This window comes from Acinetobacter sp. CIP 51.11 (assembly GCF_000369665.1).
Taxonomy (GTDB): domain Bacteria; phylum Pseudomonadota; class Gammaproteobacteria; order Pseudomonadales; family Moraxellaceae; genus Acinetobacter; species Acinetobacter lwoffii_S.
Genome location: NZ_KB850128.1, coordinates 184,989 through 203,921 on the forward strand (window position 1 = coordinate 184,989; position 18,933 = coordinate 203,921).

The 18,933-nt window shown below is 44.3% G+C and carries 21 protein-coding genes; 10 read left to right on the forward strand and 11 right to left on the reverse strand.

Annotated features, from left to right (window positions below):
- Positions 1 to 41: 41 nt before the first annotated feature.
- The 3 genes from recF to dnaA form a co-directional block, all read right to left on the reverse strand.
- Positions 42 to 1,121, reverse strand: a complete 1,080-nt coding sequence (recF, locus tag F894_RS01165) for a DNA replication/repair protein RecF (RefSeq protein WP_005245548.1) — start codon at positions 1,119 to 1,121, stop codon at positions 42 to 44.
- 28 nt (positions 1,122 to 1,149) lie between these two features.
- A complete protein-coding gene (dnaN, locus tag F894_RS01170; RefSeq protein WP_004647129.1) occupies positions 1,150 to 2,298 on the reverse strand; it encodes a DNA polymerase III subunit beta in 1,149 nt (382 codons plus the stop codon).
- Between the two features lie 109 nt (positions 2,299 to 2,407).
- Positions 2,408 to 3,784, reverse strand: coding sequence for a chromosomal replication initiator protein DnaA (dnaA, locus tag F894_RS01175; protein ID WP_005104955.1), 1,377 nt, complete (start codon positions 3,782 to 3,784; stop codon positions 2,408 to 2,410).
- Between the two features lie 660 nt (positions 3,785 to 4,444).
- Here dnaA and rpmH point away from each other — a divergent pair.
- The 5 genes from rpmH to mnmE all read left to right on the forward strand — a co-directional run bounded on the left by rpmH (position 4,445) and on the right by mnmE (position 8,551).
- On the forward strand, positions 4,445 to 4,579 hold the full coding sequence (rpmH, locus tag F894_RS01180; protein WP_000831329.1) for a 50S ribosomal protein L34: 135 nt from the start codon (positions 4,445 to 4,447) through the stop codon (positions 4,577 to 4,579).
- Positions 4,580 to 4,608: 29 nt separating this feature from the next.
- On the forward strand, positions 4,609 to 5,001 hold the full coding sequence (gene rnpA / locus F894_RS01185; RefSeq protein WP_004281932.1) for a ribonuclease P protein component: 393 nt from the start codon (positions 4,609 to 4,611) through the stop codon (positions 4,999 to 5,001).
- Between the two features lie 9 nt (positions 5,002 to 5,010).
- On the forward strand, positions 5,011 to 5,331 hold the full coding sequence (gene yidD, locus F894_RS14815) for a membrane protein insertion efficiency factor YidD (protein WP_005245550.1): 321 nt from the start codon (positions 5,011 to 5,013) through the stop codon (positions 5,329 to 5,331).
- Positions 5,332 to 5,336: 5 nt separating this feature from the next.
- On the forward strand, positions 5,337 to 7,100 hold the full coding sequence (gene yidC, locus F894_RS01190) for a membrane protein insertase YidC (protein WP_005245552.1): 1,764 nt from the start codon (positions 5,337 to 5,339) through the stop codon (positions 7,098 to 7,100).
- A 92-nt stretch (positions 7,101 to 7,192) separates the two neighbouring features.
- Entirely contained in the window at positions 7,193 to 8,551 is a 1,359-nt protein-coding gene (gene mnmE / locus F894_RS01195) for a tRNA uridine-5-carboxymethylaminomethyl(34) synthesis GTPase MnmE (RefSeq protein WP_005245554.1), read from the forward strand.
- Positions 8,552 to 8,595: 44 nt separating this feature from the next.
- Here the strand turns inward: mnmE and F894_RS01200 are convergent, their stop codons facing one another.
- A complete protein-coding gene (locus F894_RS01200) occupies positions 8,596 to 9,741 on the reverse strand; it encodes an MFS transporter (RefSeq protein WP_004728987.1) in 1,146 nt (381 codons plus the stop codon).
- A 379-nt stretch (positions 9,742 to 10,120) separates the two neighbouring features.
- Here F894_RS01200 and F894_RS01205 point away from each other — a divergent pair, with 379 nt between their 5' ends.
- Positions 10,121 to 10,822, forward strand: a complete 702-nt coding sequence (locus tag F894_RS01205; protein WP_005245557.1) for a DsbC family protein — start codon at positions 10,121 to 10,123, stop codon at positions 10,820 to 10,822.
- Between the two features lie 100 nt (positions 10,823 to 10,922).
- Here the strand turns inward: F894_RS01205 and F894_RS01210 are convergent, their stop codons facing one another.
- The 3 genes from F894_RS01210 to guaD all read right to left on the reverse strand — a co-directional run bounded on the left by F894_RS01210 (position 10,923) and on the right by guaD (position 13,433).
- Entirely contained in the window at positions 10,923 to 11,180 is a 258-nt protein-coding gene (locus F894_RS01210; protein ID WP_004281926.1) for a GlsB/YeaQ/YmgE family stress response membrane protein, read from the reverse strand.
- A gap of 172 nt (positions 11,181 to 11,352) precedes the next feature.
- Positions 11,353 to 11,880: a hypoxanthine phosphoribosyltransferase gene (gene hpt, locus F894_RS01215; RefSeq protein WP_005245559.1), complete on the reverse strand. Its 528-nt coding sequence runs from the start codon at positions 11,878 to 11,880 to the stop codon at positions 11,353 to 11,355.
- Between the two features lie 224 nt (positions 11,881 to 12,104).
- Positions 12,105 to 13,433 (reverse strand): guanine deaminase, encoded by a 1,329-nt coding sequence (guaD, locus tag F894_RS01220; RefSeq protein ID WP_005245560.1) that lies wholly within the window; start codon positions 13,431 to 13,433, stop codon positions 12,105 to 12,107.
- A 98-nt stretch (positions 13,434 to 13,531) separates the two neighbouring features.
- On the opposite strand from guaD, the gene F894_RS01225 reads away from it, so the two are divergent.
- Positions 13,532 to 14,104 carry a nucleotidyltransferase family protein gene (locus tag F894_RS01225; protein WP_005245561.1) on the forward strand — a complete coding sequence of 191 codons (573 nt, stop codon included), beginning with the start codon at positions 13,532 to 13,534 and terminating at the stop codon, positions 14,102 to 14,104.
- A 40-nt stretch (positions 14,105 to 14,144) separates the two neighbouring features.
- Here the strand turns inward: F894_RS01225 and F894_RS01230 are convergent, their stop codons facing one another.
- Both F894_RS01230 and F894_RS01235 read right to left on the reverse strand, forming a co-directional pair.
- Positions 14,145 to 15,110: a TerC family protein gene (locus F894_RS01230; RefSeq protein WP_004728997.1), complete on the reverse strand. Its 966-nt coding sequence runs from the start codon at positions 15,108 to 15,110 to the stop codon at positions 14,145 to 14,147.
- Between the two features lie 331 nt (positions 15,111 to 15,441).
- Entirely contained in the window at positions 15,442 to 16,635 is a 1,194-nt protein-coding gene (locus tag F894_RS01235; protein ID WP_005245562.1) for a sugar transporter, read from the reverse strand.
- Positions 16,636 to 16,790: 155 nt separating this feature from the next.
- On the opposite strand from F894_RS01235, the gene F894_RS01240 reads away from it, so the two are divergent.
- Together F894_RS01240 and F894_RS01245 are read left to right on the forward strand one after the other, a co-directional pair.
- On the forward strand, positions 16,791 to 17,069 hold the full coding sequence (locus tag F894_RS01240; protein ID WP_005094867.1) for a GNAT family N-acetyltransferase: 279 nt from the start codon (positions 16,791 to 16,793) through the stop codon (positions 17,067 to 17,069).
- 31 nt (positions 17,070 to 17,100) lie between these two features.
- On the forward strand, positions 17,101 to 17,391 hold the full coding sequence (locus F894_RS01245) for a GNAT family N-acetyltransferase (protein ID WP_004281917.1): 291 nt from the start codon (positions 17,101 to 17,103) through the stop codon (positions 17,389 to 17,391).
- Here F894_RS01245 and F894_RS01250 read toward each other — a convergent pair.
- Positions 17,384 to 17,731, reverse strand: a complete 348-nt coding sequence (locus tag F894_RS01250) for a hypothetical protein (RefSeq protein WP_005245563.1) — start codon at positions 17,729 to 17,731, stop codon at positions 17,384 to 17,386. The two genes, F894_RS01245 and F894_RS01250, sit on opposite strands and share 8 nt — an antisense overlap.
- 196 nt (positions 17,732 to 17,927) lie before the next feature.
- Here F894_RS01250 and F894_RS01255 point away from each other — a divergent pair, with 196 nt between their 5' ends.
- Positions 17,928 to 18,401 carry a BLUF domain-containing protein gene (locus tag F894_RS01255; RefSeq protein ID WP_005245564.1) on the forward strand — a complete coding sequence of 158 codons (474 nt, stop codon included), beginning with the start codon at positions 17,928 to 17,930 and terminating at the stop codon, positions 18,399 to 18,401.
- 61 nt (positions 18,402 to 18,462) lie between these two features.
- On the opposite strand, the gene F894_RS15395 is transcribed toward F894_RS01255, so the two are convergent.
- Positions 18,463 to 18,918 carry a zinc-binding dehydrogenase gene (locus F894_RS15395; protein ID WP_005245565.1) on the reverse strand — a complete coding sequence of 152 codons (456 nt, stop codon included), beginning with the start codon at positions 18,916 to 18,918 and terminating at the stop codon, positions 18,463 to 18,465.
- Between the last annotated feature and the right edge of the window lie 15 nt (positions 18,919 to 18,933).

Consider the following 18,933-nt stretch of genomic DNA (forward strand, 5'->3'; position numbering starts at 1 on the left):
AAAAATAGGTCTATCCAAAGATGGGTAAAACTCAAAAAATATTATTGCACAACTTGAACTGTACCGTTTTCAACACTGAATAACTGATATGAGATAGACAAATCATGTAAGTGCTTTTGTACTGATTCATGGTCTAAGGTGGTAATAAAAACTTGACTACCAAGTTGGCTCAATCGCTCAATTAAACGTTGTTGTGCGGTTAAATCTAATTCTGCTGTCACATCATCTAATAATACCACAGTTTCCTTATTACAAGAATGTAGCATTGCGATTTGCGACAGTTTTAGTGCGATCATCAGCAGCTTTTTCTGCCCGCGCGACAGGATCACATCAGCATCCCCCATCGGGGTCTTTAAACGCAAATCTGCGCGATGTGGGCCATATTCGGTATAGCGTCGCTCACAGTCTTTTTCATGCTGGTTGGTCAGATCATTTAGCAGGCCGGTTTCACTATGAAAGCCCGGACTGTATTCCAGACTGACTTGCAATTCAGGTAATAACTGTTTCAGATCATCTTCAAAAAATGGCTTCCATTGTTCCACAATCCCGACACGTTGCGAGTGCAGGATTTCACCATATTCACTCAGCATCTGGTTCCACGGTTCCAGATCAGACAGACTGAGAAAGCGTTTGCTTTTGAGCAGACTATTTCGCTGTTTCAGCGCACGAGAATAATATTGCCAGGCATGATAAAACTCTGGTTCCACGTGGAACATTAACCAGTCAAGGAGTTGGCGTCGTGGTTTAGCACCATGATCGATAATATCGGTGCTTTGCGGATCAATCAGCTGCAAGGGCAACAGTGTGGCCAGCTGTCCCTGGGTTGCGACCAGATCACCATTGACCTTGATCAGTTGCTCCCCGCTGGCCATTTTTTGCATGCCAATTTTTTCAGTCGCAGACTGTGCAAATACAATCGCATCCTGCGCGCCATGCTGGATATAATTTTTGGGAATATGAGTACGGAAGGAACGACCGGCAGCCAGTAAATGAACCGCCTCTAAAATCGAGGTTTTACCTGAACCATTTTGCCCATAAAAAACATTAAACGGCTGCAATCCGTGGAGAGCAACCGTCTTTAAATTCCGCACACGCTCAATATGTAAACGCGTAATATGCATGTCTTATATGAATATCAGAAGCCGCGGCTTAAACACGCATCGGCATGACGACATAAGTCTGATCAGTATGCGCCGGGTCTTGTACTAAGACAGACTGATTCGCTTCAGTCATAGTCATTGATACATCATCGCCATCCAGCACACCGAGGACTTCAATCAGATACTGCGCATTGAAGGACATTTCTAGCGGTGAATCGGCATATTGAATCGCCAGGTCTTCAATCGCTTCATCCTGCTCCGGGTTATTGGCACGAAGTTGCAAAGAATCAGCATTGAAGTTCAGAAACACACCGCGAAGTTTTTCATTACTTAAAATCGCCACACGCTGCAAAGACTGCTTGAACACGTCATGTGCGATCATCACGACTTTGTCGCCCCCACGTGGAATCACACGGCGGTAGTCCGGGAACTTACCATCAATCAGCTTGGTAGTGAAACGCACGGTAATGTTCGCCTGTTCCTTGTCACGGCTTGGCATATTGATGGTCACATTGAGCAGTTCACGACCAATCAATAGAGATAATTGCTCATCTTCAACGCTGAGCAGGCGCTGTAATTCTGCAACGGCCTTACGTGGCACAATTGCCTGAATCGGCTGTGCTGCAGTGGATTGTGCTGCTGTTTCACACAGTGCTAGGCGGTGGCCATCGGTGGTCACAGCACGTAGCTGATTGGCATCAATTTCCAGCAAAGTACCGGTCAGGTAAAAACGCACATCCTGAACTGCCATGGCAAAGGCGGTTTTTTCGAACAGGCGTTTAAGTTCACGCTGTGTCACCGTCACTTGCGTGCCTTGGGTGTTTTCAGTGTTCAGTAATGGATAATCATCAGCAGGCAAGGTACCCAGTACAAAACGGCTGTTGCCTGATTTAAGGATGCAGCGCTGATCTTCAGTAATATGCAAATCCACCAATGCCGCTGAAGGAAGTGACTTACAGATATCAATCAGCTTACGTGCAGGAACTGTGGTCTCGCCTTCCTGCAAACATGCACCTTCAGCCAGTGCTGTACTCGCCACCAGTTCGACTTCCAGGTCGGAACCGGTCACGGTCAATGCTTGCGTAGTCACCTGAATTTTCAGGTTAGACAGGATATTCAAGGTATGGCGACGTTCAACCGCTCCTACGACATGTGAGAGAACATTCAGTAAGCTTTCTTTCGCGATTTTTAAACGCACGGTGCATTCCTCTAAAGCTGAAGATTAATATAGAAAAAGTGATTTTTTTGACGGTTTACTATGCGGCAAAAGCAGCCGCATAGCAAGAATAGAATTTGAGCGATTTAGGTCAACTTTGCAACAGACGTTGCAGGTTTTTATAGTCTTCGTTAAAGATCGGATCCTCTTCACGCAGGCTTTGTACTTTCTCGCAAGCATGCATCACGGTACTGTGATCACGACCGCCAAAAGCCATGCCAATTTCCGGAAAACTGTCGCCGGTTAATTCACGTGCCAGACCCATCGCCAGCTGACGTGGACGGGCATAAATCCGGGTACGTTTTGGACCGACCAGTTCTTTCAGCGGAATCCGGAAATATTCACTGACCACACGCTGAATATTTTCAGTACTGATGGTACGGGCACGAATTGCCAGCACATCTTTTAAAGATTCACGCACTACATCCAGATCAATTGGTGTGCCTTTAAAACGTGAAATCGCTACCACTTTGTTCAGCGCACCTTCCAGCTCACGCACGTTAGCCACCACCTGCTGGGCAATAAACAGCGCACAGTTACGTGGTAAATCAACCTGGTTGCTTTCTGCTTTTTTCAGCAGAATTTCAATTCGGGTTTCAATATCTGGTGGTTCAACTCCGACCGACAACCCCCAGGAAAAACGTGAAACCAGACGTGGATCCAGTTCGGTTAGTTCTTTAGGATAACGATCCGAAGTCAGAATAATCTGTTTGGACTCATCCAGCAGTGCATTAAAGGTGTAGAAAAACTCGACCAGACTGGCTTCTTTACCGGCCAGCAAGTGAATATCATCAACCAGTAATAAATCCAGAGAACGGCAATTTTTCTTAAACTCTTCGACTTTGCCCTGCTGTAACGAGCTGACAAAGTCCTGTACAAAACTTTCTGCGGTCATGTACATGACACGTGCATTTGGCTTGGCCTGCAACAATGCATTACCGACCGCCTGCATCAAGTGAGTTTTACCCAGACCGGTCGGACCATATAAAAATAAGGGGTTGTGCTGTGAAGCACCCAGCTGGGTCAGTACCTTGCGACAGGTTTCTGCCGCCATCTGGTTAGATCGGCCTTCCACAAACAGCGAGAAGGTAAACAATGGATTCAACTGACGTCTACGGCTATTTTTGCCGCTGTCTTCTTTTTCTTTCTTCGGTTTCGGCACCGGCATCGGTATCGAAGTCAATGCCGCAGTCGTAGTCGCCGGTTGTTCACTGGCAGATAAAATTGCCCCTGGACGTGAATCCACTAAAATTTCGACCTTGCGTACCCGTCCTTCAGACAATTGCTCTGCCAGAATCGTGATCAGTTCCAGATGATGTTCTTGAATGTAACGCGTCCAGTAAGGATTAGGTGCATACAAACGCAAGCTGTCTTCCAGCTCTTCTGCAACCAATGGGCGAATCCACATTGTAAAGACATTTCCAGAGAGCTCTTGTCGCAGGCGATTTAAGCAGTCCGTCCAAAGCATGTGAATCCCCTATTCATTCCATTGTTCATTCAAAAAAGATGACCGCGACCAAAAGCGGGTCGCCATTCTAACCAAGTTATCCACATCTGTCATGGCAATTTCCACAAAAACTGTGCAAAAAGAAATCACCATGCATAAATTTAAATTTAAAACCCAGTGTGGATAAGTTTATCCGCAAGCTGTGGATAAAATATATCACAAAGTTATCCACAAAGTATAAAATTAATAGAAACAGTTTTATCCACAATATAAGTTCATGTTTAAATAAATAAAAAGTGGCTTATCCATAGAAAAAGTGCTCCCTAATAGTAATAAATTTAAATTTATAAATTTGAATTTATTTATAAGATTACCGGTTTTTGTGGATAACTCAAAAAGCTTCAAATTTAAATTCAAAACTGTAAGTTAAATTTAAACTCTGGATAACATGTGGATAACTTTGTTGATAGAGTTGTTTATAACTTATATATATTTATATAACAATAACTTAATTTGTGATTAACTTGAATTGAACTATTTTTTATTCAGTTCTCTGAAAAACCAGAGGCTTTATCTTTTTTGATCTTATTTGAAAAGAAAACCGCTTTTGCATTGACAGCTCAAGCAATGAGCACTAAAATCGCGGACCTTCATAGAAAGATCATTTTTTGGAGTTTCAATATGAAACGTACATTCCAACCGTCTGAATTAAAGCGTAAGCGTGTTCATGGTTTCCGTGCTCGTATGGCTACTAAAGCTGGTCGTCAAGTATTAGCTCGCCGTCGTGCAAAAGGTCGTCATAGCTTAACTGTTTAATCAGTTACGCTAAGACGATTTTGGGTGTTATGACAAAACTTTATAGTTTTGGCACAGAGTTGCGATTACGCTGTGCTGCCGATTATAAAGGTGTCTTTGATGGTGCGCTTTTTAAAGTGCATCAACCCCATTTCTTATTTCTTGCAAAACATTCCGAACTGCCAAATAGCCGTTTGGGTTTAGTTGTTGCCAAGAAGAAAGTGCGACGCGCACACGAAAGAAATCGAGTAAAACGACTTGCTCGCGAAAGTTTTCGCCTGCATCAACAGCAATTAGATGACTTAGACATTGTAATTATGCCGAAAATGGGTGTTGAAGCAGTGCCTAATGCAGAATTGCACCAGCAATTACAATTTGCCTGGCAGAAACTTAACCGTCTTGCCAAAAAGCATTCAAAAATAGCCCCCTCCCCACAAAAGTAGAGTTGGCCAATGGTACGTTTACTGCATTGGTTGATCCGTTTCTATCAGATTGCGATTAGTCCTCTTCTTGGACCGCGCTGTCGTTATATTCCAACTTGTTCTCAATATTCCTTGGAAGCAGTCCAGATGCATGGCGCTGGGCGTGGAGTGTGGCTGGCTACTAAGCGTATTTGCCGTTGTCATCCGTGGGGGGGCTGGGGATATGATCCTGTTCCCTCAAAAGCGATTCGTTTTATTTCATTTCAGCAAATAGATTCTCAAACGCTTCACGTTGCTGTACCCTTTCGTGATCGTTTATTGAACCAAAATCACTCTCACCACTTGGGGTAATACATATGCAACAATGGGCCAGGATTGCAATTCTCGGAGCCATGTTTGTTGTCGCATATTTGCTCATTTTGGCGTGGCAAAAAGATTATGGAAATGCTGAAACAAAACCGCAGCAGGAAACTGCTGTTGTTTCGCATGACGTATCTGCAGATTTGCCAAATGGTCAGACGGCTACAGTTGCCTCTGATCTGCCACAAGCAAATGTGCCAGCACAGCAAGCCACGGATGCCACAGCACCTGTAAGTCAGCAGCTTATTTCAGTACAAACTGACCTTTATCACCTTTGGATCAATCCTAAGGGTGGTGATATTGTTCGTATTGAATTACTCAATCATGACAAGAACAAAGACAGCGATGAACCGTTCGTGATGCTGGAAAGCGATGCGAAACGTACTTATGTCGCCCAGTCTGGCCTGATCGGTCTGAATGGACCGGACAGCAGCCGTAACGGCCGTCCAATGTATGAGCTGGAAAAAACGGCTTATACTCTGGCAGATGCGAAAACAGTCAAATCCAAAGATGGTGAAAATCTGAAAGTATTGTCTGTACCGCTAGTGTTTAAAACCGCTGACGGGATCGAGATTATCAAGACCTTCAATTTCACTGAAGGTGAATATCCGGTCGTGGTAAATCACAAAGTGGTTAACCGCAGTGGCCAGACTTGGCAAGGTCAGATGTTCGGTCAGATCAAACGGGATAACTCGGAAGATCCAGGCAAATCTGATCAGGGGATCTTCACGCTGGGAACATTCCTCGGCGGTGCATGGGGTACCCCGGACGAGCAGTACAACAAGCTTAAATTCGACAACTTTGTTGAAGAAAAAGTCAGTACTGAAGCGACAGGTGGTTGGGTGGCAATGGTACAGCACTACTTTGTCAGTGCATGGGTTCCAGGTCAGCTGAAGTTGACTCAAGGCAATGGCGAAGCTTATAGCGCCAAGCTTGAATCACGTAAATCAACCGATAACATGAACATCATCGGTTTTACCTCACCGACGTTCAATGTGCCTGCAGGTACAGTGGCTGAAATTGATGCGACTTTCTATTCAGGTCCAAAAATCCAGTCAGAACTGAAAGATTTGGCTGCGGGTTTAAACCAGACCGTTGATTATGGCTGGTTATGGCCAATTGCGAAATTACTGTTTGTCGGTCTTGAATTCTTCCATGGTCTGGTGGGTAACTGGGGCTGGGCAATTATTCTGTTGACTATCTTGGTGAAAGTAATCCTGTGGCCATTGTCGTCGAAGAGCTATCGCTCGATGGCGAAAATGCGTGTGATTGCGCCAGAAATGCAACGCATGAAAGAAGAGTTCGGTGAAGATCGCATGCGCTTCTCTCAAGAAATGATGGCATTATACAAACGTGAACAGGTCAATCCGCTTGCCGGCTGTTTACCACTGTTATTACAAATGCCGATTTTCCTGGCCTTGTACTGGGTATTGATGGAATCTGTGGAACTGCGTCATGCGCCATGGATGCTGTGGATTCAGGATTTGTCTTCAATGGATCCTTGGTTCATTCTGCCGTTGTTGATGGGCTTGACGATGTATATCCAACAGTCGTTAAATCCACAACCAACTGATCCAATGCAGGCGAAAGTCTTCAAGTTTATGCCGATCATCTTTACCGTATTCTTGTTGTTCTTCCCGGCAGGCTTGGTTCTGTACTGGATCGTCAACAACTTGATCACGATTCTGCAACAAACTTTGATTAACAAGTCTGTTGCCAAAGATCGCGCGAAACGTGATGAGGCTACTCCAGTCAACTAAGTTGTACGGATAGGCTGAATAAATCCGCTTAAGATGGTAATCTTAGGCGGATTTTTTTTGGCTGTACTTTTGAGTCTTTGCAGGTGAATTTTATGCTCAACCGAACCACAACTATTGCTGCGATTGCAACTCCACCAGGACGTGGCGGCGTTGGGGTGATTCGCCTGTCGGGTCCGAAATCCTATGAGATTGCCCAGCAACTGACACAAAAAGAGCTGCCTAAAGCCCGTTTTGCCGGTTTCCGCCAGTTCTACGATGCAGCAGGCGAAGTCATGGATGAAGGTTTAACGATCTGCTTCCCGAATCCAAATTCTTTCACTGGTGAAGATGTCGTAGAGCTGCAAGGCCATGGTGGTCCGGTGATTCAAAATGCTCTGCTTGGTCGTTTACTGGAGCTGGGCGCCACTGCGGCCAAAGCCGGTGAGTTCTCGATGCGTGCTTTTGAGAATGGCAAATTGGATCTAGTGCAGGCTGAAGCAATTGCCGACCTGATTGATGCAACTTCGCAAGCGGCTGCACGTTCTGCGGTACGTTCACTGCAAGGAGCGTTTTCGACCAAAGTTAATGCAGTTCTTGAGCAGCTGATTCACCTGCGTTTGCATGTGGAAGCCGCGATTGATTTTCCGGAAGAAGAAATTGATTTTCTGGCCGATGGCAAGATTTTAAATCTGCTAGATGGCGTATCCAGTGCAGTCACTCAAGTCCAGCAATCCGCACGTCAAGGTCAGTTGTTACGTGAAGGATTGCAAGTCGTAATTGCGGGTAAACCGAATGCTGGTAAATCTTCGTTGCTGAATGCATTGGCTGGAATTGAACGCGCGATTGTGACCGATATTGCCGGCACCACCCGTGATGTCCTGCATGAAAAGATTACTTTAAATGGTCTGCCGATCACCCTCACCGATACCGCAGGCTTGCGTGAAACTGGCGATATCGTGGAAAAAGAAGGGATCCGCCGCGCGATTAAAGAAATTGAAAAGGCCGATTTATTACTCTTGGTCTATGACTTAAGCCAGGGCGAAGATCCGCTGCAACTCGCCCAAGAATATTTTGCCGAACATATCGAGCCAAAACGTTTGATGCTGATTGGCAATAAATGCGACCTGACCGGTGCTGAAGCCGTGATTGGCGATTTAAATGGTTTCCGGCATATTGCAGTCTCTGCCAAACAGGAAACCGGTGTTCAAGCGCTCATAGAGGCGATTACAGCGCATGCAGGCTTCCAGCCTGAGGAAGACACCTTTATCGCCCGTACCCGTCATTTAGACGCAATGAAGCGCACTCAGCTCTATCTGGCTGAAGCGCGTGAACAACTGGTGGTGTATAACGCCGGTGAACTGGTGGCAGAGTCCTTACGTCTGGCGCAAAATGCCTTGGGTGAGATCACTGGTGATTTCAGTGCAGATGATCTGCTGGGCAAGATCTTCGGTTCATTTTGTATTGGTAAATAATTATTTAATAAAACATCAAAAAAGCCCTCAACTGAGGGCTTTTTTTAGGCTGGTAGGCGGGATTTTTGATACGCCCACCACAGCGCAAAACACAGCAAACTAATCGCGATACAAAAGCTGATTACGGCGAAATCCAGCCCCCAATGATCGGCCAGATAACCCACGGCAATGATAGGGACAATAGTGCCCAGATAGGCAATAAACAGATAGGTTGACATGACGGCTGCACGGTTGTCTAAGCTGGTCATTTGATGAATCAGGGCAAAAGCACCCATCAGGGCAAAACCATGGCCAATTCCAAAGCAAATATCACTGATAAAAAATAGCAGGCTGATTTTCGAATACATACATAGCGCTAAAACCATCAGGCTCAAGCACATCATCATCAGGCCGATATTCAGACATTTGGACGCTGCAACCGCTTTGGCCATAAATTGCACGATCACTGAAACCACTAAGATACTGGTAATGGCCAGCCCACTGACCAGAGGGCCATGCCAAGGTAAAATATTGCGGACAAAAGATGGCGACAGTGAAGCAAACAGGCTAAAGGCAGCAAAGGCACTAAAAGCCGTCACTGCAATAATCATAAACACCCGATGAAACTGCGCTTCAGGTCGTTGCAGTTTAGGCGCCATGCTAAAGGGCTGCACCTCAAACTTGGGTGCTTTAATCCAGAACAGGCCAATCAGACACAATACGGCACCCAAAATAATCGGCAAATATGGCATCACCAAAGGCGCAGCGGAAAACTGCGCAATCACGCCACCGACCAAAGGTCCCAAACCAAAACCCATTGCAGTAATGATTGAAATCAGTTGCGGTGCAGTGTGCTTATGGCTTTCCGGGATGGTATGCATTAAACCCATCATGGCAGAGGTGGTCATCAGGCCCGAGGCAATCCCAATAATAAAACGGCCAATCGAGAGGATCAGTGCATTCTGGGCAAAAACGGAAATAATGAGACCCAGCGTAATCAGGGCCAGACCAATTTGCAGGGTCCGTAAAAATCCGATGCTGTTACTGGTTCTGCCCAAAAACAACAAGGTCGAGAGACAGCCAAACATATAGGCGACAAAAATGTAGGTGATCTGGCTGGGCAGCAAATGCCAGAGCTGTTGATAAATCGGATAAAGCGGACTGGCCAAAGCGGTGCCAATCGTTCCCATCATTAAAGCCAGGCTGACCATCAAGAACGGTCGCCAGCTGGTCGTTGTTGTCATGAAAATGCCGTTATAGTGTTGATCCTTGGCCAATCCATGTCAGGGCGTAGCGAGGAATATAGAAAGTGTCTGCAGTTTAGAATGGATACAGAAAATCGGTCAAGGTTGAATGAATAAGATATTTATCATTTAAAATATTTTAATTATATAAAACAATTATTTATTATGAATATTAATGTGTTTTCTAGATAGATTGGAGTTCAATCTAACGCTATACATGGTGTTCCACGTGAAACATGATGAGCTTATTTAACTCAGTGTAAACAGTAACATAAATGTTTGAGAAATTTAAAAGCAGAGCGATTAGAATCGAAGCATATTCTTATCCAATTCATGTAGAACATTCATGTTAAAAAAAACACTGATCATTAGTTTAAGTACATTGGTTTCAAGCTTCGCATTTGCCAATATTGATACGGTACAAGCTAACTTGGCAAAAAACAGTCCCAATTTAAAAATTGAAAATATTCAGACCACCGAGATGAAAGGTATCTATAGCGGTTCCATGCAGGGCCAAGTGGTTTATTTGAATGAAGATGCCAAGCATCTGATTGCTGGCCCGATGCTGCGGATTCAGGATCAGCATAATCTGACCCGTGATTTAATGCTGAAACAAAATAGTATCGACTGGAAAAAATTACCGCTTCAGGATGCTGTGAAAAGTGTAAGAGGTACGGGTAAACGTCAGATTGCCATCTTTTCTGACCCAAATTGCCCGTATTGTAAAAAGCTTGAGCTAGAGCTGAAAAAATTGAATGACTTGACCATTTATACCTTTATTCTTCCTTTAAAACCCCAGTCGGTTGCTCCTTCAAAACAGGTGTATTGCGAGTCTAATCCAGCTCAGGCATGGGAAAATCTGATTGCTCAAGGGATTCAACCTAAATCGAAAAAAAGTTGCGCCAATCCGATTGAACGGAATAAAAAACTGGCTCAGTCTATGGGCGTGAATGGTACTCCTGCGATTATTTTTTCCAATGGTTTTAAGGTGATGGGCGCCTATCCGGCAGAGCAGATTGAACAGATCTTTAGAGAATTCAATTTATAAAAATTAAGTAAACATATCAGTCGCTCAATATAAAAAAAGCACCTTTTCCGGTGCTTTTTTATTCAGGTCGTCAAATCAACCTCAGAAACATCTGAATGGTTTAGACTGTACGGCGTTTGGTCACCATATTATAAATAAACAGAATAATCACAGCACCAATCACGGAAGCAATCAGACCTGCTGCGGAATCTGCCGAATACAGACCGAGCATACGGCCACCAAAAGTCGCCAATAAGGAGCCGGCAATACCCAGCAAGGTGGTCATGATAAAACCTGCCTTGTCATTACCCGGGTGAATGGCACGTGCAATCAGACCTGCTACAAAACCAATGACGATCGCCACAATAATTGTCCACATATGCATACTCCTTCTTATCATGTCTTTGTTTTCACATCTGTTTAATCATCTTGAAACAAAGTCAGGATCATAAAAAGTTGAATCCTGAAACGAGATGTTATTTTTTGTTCCCGGTTTTTTCTGTATTTTAGGTATAAAAAAAGTGGCTTATGCCACTTTTTTCAGCCTAATTTTAAAGACCGATTTCACCAATAAATGGCAGGTGACGGTACTTCTGGTCATAGTCCAGGCCATAACCCACGATAAATTTATCTTCAACCTCAAAGCCCATAAATTCGACCTTCAAATCGATTTCACGACGCGATGGTTTACTTACCAAAGTACACAGTTGAATCGAGTTAGGTTCACGGGTTTGCAGGATTTCGAGTACCTTGCTCAAGGTGTTGCCTGAGTCAATAATATCTTCAACCACCAACACATCTTTACCACGGATTTCACCGTCTAAATCTTTCAGGATTTTTACATCACGTGACGATACCGTGCCACCGCCATAACTGGACACAGTCATGAAATCCAGTTCATGCGGTTTTGCAATCACACGACATAAATCGGCCATAAAAATCACTGAACCACGTAATAAACCGATGAGCACAAGTTCTTTGTCACTATTGGCATAGTGTGCATTGATTTGAGCACCAAGCTCTTTGACTTTAGCTTGAATTTCTTCAGCGGAAATCATTACGCTCATTTGAACGGTCATGGGTAGATACCTAAAAAGTAAAAATAGCAAAATAAAAAAGGTGTTGACCTGCAACACCTGAATACGTCGCAATTTTAATACATCCCTAGCAGAGATGCACCTGTTTTGCTGGCGGTAAATGTAATCATTTTTTAGCCGCGGCTGAATCGCGTTTCAGTAAAAAAACACAGCCCAGCGTCATTGCAGACAGGAGCAAGTATTGGCGACGGCGGGATCTTTTTGTTTTATTCACTGGCTGCTGCTTTGACATAGACGGCTGCTCCATAGACATAGGTGGCTGCAATATTACGGTCATCGCCGAGCATGGTCAGTGCAAAAAATGCATCTTCAATATTTTTAGCTCTGCTCTGACGTAACTGCTGTAAAGCCGTGGCATTGAGATCCAGAACCACAAAGTCGGCTTCTTTGCCAATATTAAAGTTCCCCAGGCGATCATCCAGACTCAAGGCTTTGGCACCGCCTAAAGTGGCATGATATAAGGCTTCAAAGGCAGAAAGTTTTTCACCCTGCAACTGTTGCACCTTATAGGCTTCATTCAGGGTTTGCAGCTGATTAAATGATGTTCCTGCTCCAATGTCTGTGCCTAAGCCGACTTTGACCCCTTTGTCCCAGGTCTTTTTCAGGGGAAATAAGCCACTACCCAGGAATAGATTTGAGGTCGGACAGAAAGCAATGGCTGAGTCGGTCTGATGCATACAATCCCATTCCTTATCTTCCAGATGCACACAATGTGCGAAGACGGACTTGCTCCCGGTTAAACCATAATGATGATACACATCCAGATAACCTTCACGTTCAGGAAAGAGTTCTTTTACCCAGGCAATTTCATTTTTATTTTCACTCAAATGGGTATGCACATACACGTCCGGATATTCACTTTTGAGCTGGCCGGCTTTTTGTAATTGTTCAGGTGTTGAGGTCGGTGCAAAGCGTGGGGTAATCGCATACAGGTTCCGTCCCTGTCCATGCCACTTTTCAATCAGCGCTTTAGAGTCAATATAAGCCGTTTCTGCTGTATCCGTCAGCGCTTCCGGTGCATGACGGTCCATCAGGACTTTACCTGCAATCAGACGCATATTGCGTGTGGTTGCGGCATTAAATAAAGCATCTACGGATTCAGGATGAACGGTACAAAAGACCAGTGCAGTGGTGGTGCCGTTTTTAAGCAATTCCTGCACGAAAAATTCGGCAATTTTTTCGCTGTAGGATGCATCTTGAAACTGGATTTCAGTGGGGAATGTATAGGTATTTAACCATTCCAGCAGTTGTTCACCATACGCCCCGATCATTTCGGTTTGTGGGAAATGAATATGGGTGTCAATAAACCCGGGAACAATCAGTTGATCTGGATAGTGCTGTAATTCAGCATTGGTAGGAAGTCGTGACTGCCCTTCTTGCCAAGGACCAAACCACTGGATTTTACCCTCTTGAATGATGACTAAGCCATCTTCTACATATCGCACTTGGTCGTGTATATCACGTGCTTGGGCAACTGTATTCTGAATGTCGAGGAAGCGACCACGGATCGCTGTCGTTGCAATTACAGAAGACATTTTAAACCTACGCTTTTAATTTTTTCGATTGATTGTAGCTGAAAAAATTGCCATGTTTGTATGAATATTCATATTTAAATAGTGATTCCGATTCTTCTATGACCTCATCCAATGATCATGATCAATTTCAACAGATCATGCGTGCACAGCCGACCTTAATGCGCATCTTGCATCAGTTAGCACAATTACACTCTGAAGCTTATATCGCAGCGGGTGTGTTACCTCATGTGATCTGGGCGCATTTACATGGCTGGGAATATGAAATGAATCATACTGAGATCGATGTGATTTTCTATGATGAAAATGAGCAGGCTCGCACTATAGAACAGCAACTTGCAGATCAGTTAAAAGACTATTTTCCAGAGATTTGTTGGGATGTGACCAATCAAGTCTTTGTACATGAGTGGTATCGTACCGATCAAAATGAAAGTATTGAGCCTTTAACTTCAATTAGTCATGCGCTGTCATTATGGCCAGAAACTGTCACGGCCTTGGCACTGCGCCTGAAAGATGATGAGTTGGAGTTGATTGCCCCTTTCGGTTTAGCAGATTTATTTGAGTTAAAGCTGCGTTGGAATCCGAATTTAGTCAGTTATGCCGTGTTCGAACAACGCATGCTGAGCAAACAGTTTTTGCAAAAATGGCCCAAATTATCCCTGATAGAACAATAAAAAAAAGCCTGCTGATGCAGGCTTTTTTGATGATTACTTTTTACAGGGTGGTTTCGTTATATTTCTTGCTATGACGAATCGACAAGATCGCGGTCACAGTCAGGACAATCACAATAAAGCTCAAAGAAATCCAGATCGGCATATGGAACACATCTAGCATCAGCATCTTAAAGCCGATAAAGACCAGAATGATCCCGAGGCCATAAGGCAGATAATGCATTTTTGAGGCTGCGCCCGAGAGCAGGAAGAACATTGCGCGCAGGCCTAAAATCGCCATCAGGTTTGCAGTGAGGACAATGAAGGGATCGGTGGTGACGGCAAAAATAGCCGGAATAGAATCGACGGCAAAGATGACATCAGAGGCTTCAACCAGGATCAGGACCAGGAACAACGGCGTTGCCCAGAGCAAACCATTCTGACGGACAAAGAATTTGTCGCCCTGAAGTTGCGGGGTAATACGCATATGTTTACGCAGCCATTTCAGAATCGCCATATCTTCAATATTGCTGTCTTCTTCATGCTGACCACGAAGGAATTTGAAGCCGGTATACACCAGGAACGCACCGAAGATATACAGAATCCAGGAGAATTCCTGTACAAACCAGGCGCCAATAAAAATAAAGATGGTTCTGAGTACAATCGCACCCAGTACGCCATATAACAGCAGTTTACGTTGCAGTGCGGGTGGAATGGCAAAGGCCGCGAAGATCATCAGCCAGACAAAGACGTTATCAATCGCCAGGGATTTTTCCAGCAGATAACCGGCAAAGTATTCCATGACCTTGGCATTGGCAATTGCCGTGCCTGCGGTCTGTTCCAGATACAGCCATAAGCCGCCACCAAATAAAGTCGCGACACTGACCCAGGCAATACTCCAGTATGCAGCGGTACGGACTTTAACTTCCTGACCATGCTGATGCTTAAAGCCGACAAAATCGATTATCAGCATGACTGCGACAATCGCGAAAAAGACGAGATACAGCCAGAGTGTACCAATGGTTTCCATGTGAATTCTCCACATCGGACAACTAGCCATAAAAAAACCTTGACCAGTTGCCAGATGAAAAACATCTATAACAACATGATCAAGGTCTTGCCTACATCTTACTGTTCCACTTTTTTATATAAAGTGTGACTTCAAGATGCTCAGATACCGACTTTTTGCAAAGTGTAATGACGATATTCTGACACGTTTAAAAATTGAAATTTCATTCTTAAACGCTTGGAGGAGGCTACTCCCCTTGTTCAAACTAAATTTTATTTGAGCGGTAGCTCAATGTGCAGCAAGCATGACAGATTTTTGCTAAGACTACAATTTCATTTACAAAAATCATGCTTCAAGGCGCTTTCTTACCTAAGAAATCCGGACGCTGAATTAGATATAAGCTGATCAGAAAACCCAAGCTGGCCAGGATTGCTCCTACCCAGCCAATACTATGTAATCCGATATGTGCCGTTACCAGACCGCCGAGTAAGGCACCGCCACCAATCCCGACATTGTACAGACCTGAAAAAATTGCCATAGCGACATCGGTTGCATCAGAAGCCAGATTTAAGGTCTTGGCTTGTAGAGCCAGACTAAACCCAATAATGCTGATGCCCCAGATTAACGCCAAGCTATTAAGCTGAAATACACCCTGAGACAGTGGCAGCAATAACAGTAGCGAGATCCCTAGCCCGAGTGTAAATAGCGGAATGGTGAGTCGGGGAAAATGCGGTGCAAAGCGGCCAAATACGTAAGAGCCGATCAGACCCGCAGCGCCATAAATCAGCAATAAGCTGGTGGTCTGCGCAGAGCTGAATTGCGCAATATTCAGCGCAAAGGGTTCAATATAACTATAGGCGGTAAATTGCGCACTAATCACAAGCACGGTAAGCGCAAAGACCAGCATCAGGCTGGGACGTTTTAGCAAGTTTTTTAAACTGCTGAGTGAACCTGAATTGACACTTGGCAATAAAGGCAAGGTTTTGGCCAGCAATACGCACACCACGCTCGCCACAATCCCAATCAAGGCAAAACTATTGCGCCAGCCATAGGCCTCCCCGATCATCCGGCCAAAGGGAATTCCCAGAACCATCGCCATGGCGGTACCGGTAGCCAATAAGCCCAGTGCCTGAAACTCTTTGCCCTTTGGCGCAACCCGCACAGCAAGCGACGCCGTAATTGACCAGAACAGCGCATGCGCCACGGCAATACCAATCCGGCTCAACACCAGAATGCTAAAGCTCCAGGCAAAATAGGACAGCACATGACTGAAAATAAACACCGCAAATAAAACCATCAGCAGAAAGCGCCGTTCAATATTTTTGGTCAGTAACATCATTGGCAAAGAAAGCAGCGCCACGACCCAGGCATAAATTGTCAGCATCCACCCGACCTGGGTCGGTGACATGGCAAAACTGGTACCAATATCACTTAATAGCGCCACCGGGATAAATTCGGTGGTATTAAAAATAAAGGCAGCAGAGGCTAAAGCAATCACACAAACCCATTGACGTGTCACCGAAGAGGTGGAAGAAGAGCTAGACATACATATCTGATAAAAAGAACCGGCCGGCAGTTTAAACCTGTTGAGCAAAATGCGGTATTGGTCAGAAGGACAGATTCACAATCCTTTAAAAGAAATCTAACAATAGAGCAGGGAAAAATATGTCAGTCTGGCTTAAAAACAAGGAGAGGATCGGCATGTTGATCGAGCATCAGCAACAGGACACTGGAGGTTTATGGTTTGTAGAGCCAAATGAAAAACGTCTGGCAGAAATGAGTTATTCCAGAGTAAATGAAGATCAATTAGTGATTGAACACACCTGGGTCGATGACAGTCTACGCGGCCAGCACGTCGGGTATTATCTGGTCGAGGCCGCTGTGAATTTTGCCCGTGAACACGGCATCAGGATTATTCCAAAATGCCCTTTTGCCAAATCCGTGTTCGAGCGAGAGCCTCGCTTTAATGATGTTTTATAATTTTAAAATGACAACAAAGGTTTAGATTTGTATGGAAATTAAATATCAAGATTCAAAACGTGGTGGTGTATTTTTTATGGAAGATCAAGGACGCCGCCTGGCGGAGATCACTTATCAATGGCGGGGCGATGCCGTCATCATTGCCGATCATACTTGGGTCGATGATTCCCTGCGTGGCCAAGGTATTGCCCGAAAAATGCTGGATGTACTGGTTGATTTTGCCCGTGAAAAAAGTTTAACCATCATCCCGCAATGTTCCTATGTGGATGTCATGTTTAAACGTGATCGAAGTCTGGCAGATGTCGCAGCAACGGCTATTTAACTACCCAAGGGGATTTCCCGAAAGATAAATGCAGTTTTTCTTTCAAGGCAGGAATCAATATAACCTGTAACAGGGTATATAAACCGAAACCTGCCATCACCCCGGTCATCGCCCAGAAAATTTCTTCAAACTGTTGCAGCATCACTAAAATTGCCATAATCAGCAGGTAACTGGCATGAAAATAAATACGATGCCCAACAAATTTCAAGATCGTCCAGCTAATAAAAATTGAACTGATCAGCAGATTGGTTTGAGCGCTGAATTGCCAGTTATTTAAAGTGATCATCAGGATAAAACACACACATAACAAGGCAAGGGTTAAAATCAGATCTTTTAACATCAGGTGATCCTCATGCTTACGGTAGGTGTATGAAAATATTCGTTTAATAATTTAGGCACTATTGTTAAAAGTTTAATCCAGAAATGCAAACTGAAAACCGTGTAAGCAAAAACGGATATTTGCTTAAAAAATAGTCGACTTAATTTAAAATTATTGATTAAATTGTGTTTTTAATTCTTCCCTCTAGTGAGATGGCATGATGCTACAGCTTTGCTATGCCAGTGAACGCATAGAATCTGAACAAGAGTTGTTACAAGATTTGAGTGATATTTTGGCCACTGCCCGGAAGTTCAATCTTCAGCATCAGATTCATGGGGTGTTGTATTATTCCCATGGCAAATTTTTCCAGTGCCTTGAAGGTCAGGCTGAAGTAGTGGAAAGTTTATTTCAGAGCATTTGTCAGGATCTCCGCCATCACAATGTCCTACGTTTTGCAGATGCAATAGTAGAGCAGTCCCATTTCTCGGAATGGTCAATGAAATATGTGCATAAACACAGTGAAATTTCTTCTTTATTTTCACGTTTAGGTTTTAAGCAATTTGATCCGCATGCCTTACAGCAGTCAGGAATTGCCGAATTCCTCAAAGTACTGTATCGCCTGGAAGAAAATCAGGCCAGTCTGGCATCGCCAAAAGGTTATAAGCAGCGTGGTTATGTCCCCTATTTTTGATCTGATGGATCAAAGCTGAAAATAAAAAGTCCGCATGGCGGACTTTTTTGTCTGATGTGGATTAGGTCATGTCAATCATGACTTTTAAGGCCTTTTCATCAGAGGCATGTTTAAAGACATCATAGGCTTTTTCAAAATCGGAAAATTTAAAATGATGGGTCGCCAGTTTTTCTAGGGGCAATTTGCCGGAACAGCAGGTTTTCAGCAACATCCCTGTGGTATTGGCATTCACCAGACCGGTAGTAATGGTCAGGTTTTTAATCCACAGTTTGTTCAGTTCAAAACTCACCGGTTTACCATGTACGCCGACGTTGGCAATATGCCCGCCCTCCTTCACGACATGCTGGCAAATATTCCAGGTAGGCTCCACCCCCACTGCTTCAATGGCACAGTCAACCCCGGGTCCATCGGTAATCTCTAAAATTTTTTGAATGGCATCTTCTTTGGCGGAGTTGATGGTATGCGTTGCACCGACAGTCTTGGCAAATTCCAGCCGGTTATCATCCATATCCACCATAATAATATTGGCAGG

What these genes read in the sequence shown, in the direction of transcription:
- yidC (WP_005245552.1), top strand. Translation starts at nt 5,337, where the DNA reads ATGCAACAATGGGCCAGGATTGCAATTCTCGGAGCCATGTTTGTTGTC.
- F894_RS01240 (WP_005094867.1), top strand. Translation starts at nt 16,791, where the DNA reads ATGTTGATCGAGCATCAGCAACAGGACACTGGAGGTTTATGGTTTGTA.
- F894_RS01200 (WP_004728987.1), bottom strand. Translation starts at nt 9,741, where the DNA reads ATGGTCAGCCTGGCTTTAATGATGGGAACGATTGGCACCGCTTTGGCC.
- F894_RS01235 (WP_005245562.1), bottom strand. Translation starts at nt 16,635, where the DNA reads ATGTCTAGCTCTTCTTCCACCTCTTCGGTGACACGTCAATGGGTTTGT.
- F894_RS01230 (WP_004728997.1), bottom strand. Translation starts at nt 15,110, where the DNA reads ATGGAAACCATTGGTACACTCTGGCTGTATCTCGTCTTTTTCGCGATT.
- rpmH (WP_000831329.1), top strand. Translation starts at nt 4,445, where the DNA reads ATGAAACGTACATTCCAACCGTCTGAATTAAAGCGTAAGCGTGTTCAT.
- F894_RS01250 (WP_005245563.1), bottom strand. Translation starts at nt 17,731, where the DNA reads ATGTTAAAAGATCTGATTTTAACCCTTGCCTTGTTATGTGTGTGTTTT.
- yidD (WP_005245550.1), top strand. Translation starts at nt 5,011, where the DNA reads ATGGTACGTTTACTGCATTGGTTGATCCGTTTCTATCAGATTGCGATT.
- F894_RS15395 (WP_005245565.1), bottom strand. Translation starts at nt 18,918, where the DNA reads ATGGTGGATATGGATGATAACCGGCTGGAATTTGCCAAGACTGTCGGT.
- F894_RS01245 (WP_004281917.1), top strand. Translation starts at nt 17,101, where the DNA reads ATGGAAATTAAATATCAAGATTCAAAACGTGGTGGTGTATTTTTTATG.
- rnpA (WP_004281932.1), top strand. Translation starts at nt 4,609, where the DNA reads ATGACAAAACTTTATAGTTTTGGCACAGAGTTGCGATTACGCTGTGCT.
- guaD (WP_005245560.1), bottom strand. Translation starts at nt 13,433, where the DNA reads ATGTCTTCTGTAATTGCAACGACAGCGATCCGTGGTCGCTTCCTCGAC.
- F894_RS01255 (WP_005245564.1), top strand. Translation starts at nt 17,928, where the DNA reads ATGATGCTACAGCTTTGCTATGCCAGTGAACGCATAGAATCTGAACAA.
- mnmE (WP_005245554.1), top strand. Translation starts at nt 7,193, where the DNA reads ATGCTCAACCGAACCACAACTATTGCTGCGATTGCAACTCCACCAGGA.
- F894_RS01205 (WP_005245557.1), top strand. Translation starts at nt 10,121, where the DNA reads ATGTTAAAAAAAACACTGATCATTAGTTTAAGTACATTGGTTTCAAGC.
- F894_RS01225 (WP_005245561.1), top strand. Translation starts at nt 13,532, where the DNA reads ATGACCTCATCCAATGATCATGATCAATTTCAACAGATCATGCGTGCA.
- F894_RS01210 (WP_004281926.1), bottom strand. Translation starts at nt 11,180, where the DNA reads ATGTGGACAATTATTGTGGCGATCGTCATTGGTTTTGTAGCAGGTCTG.
- dnaA (WP_005104955.1), bottom strand. Translation starts at nt 3,784, where the DNA reads ATGCTTTGGACGGACTGCTTAAATCGCCTGCGACAAGAGCTCTCTGGA.
- hpt (WP_005245559.1), bottom strand. Translation starts at nt 11,880, where the DNA reads ATGACCGTTCAAATGAGCGTAATGATTTCCGCTGAAGAAATTCAAGCT.
- recF (WP_005245548.1), bottom strand. Translation starts at nt 1,121, where the DNA reads ATGCATATTACGCGTTTACATATTGAGCGTGTGCGGAATTTAAAGACG.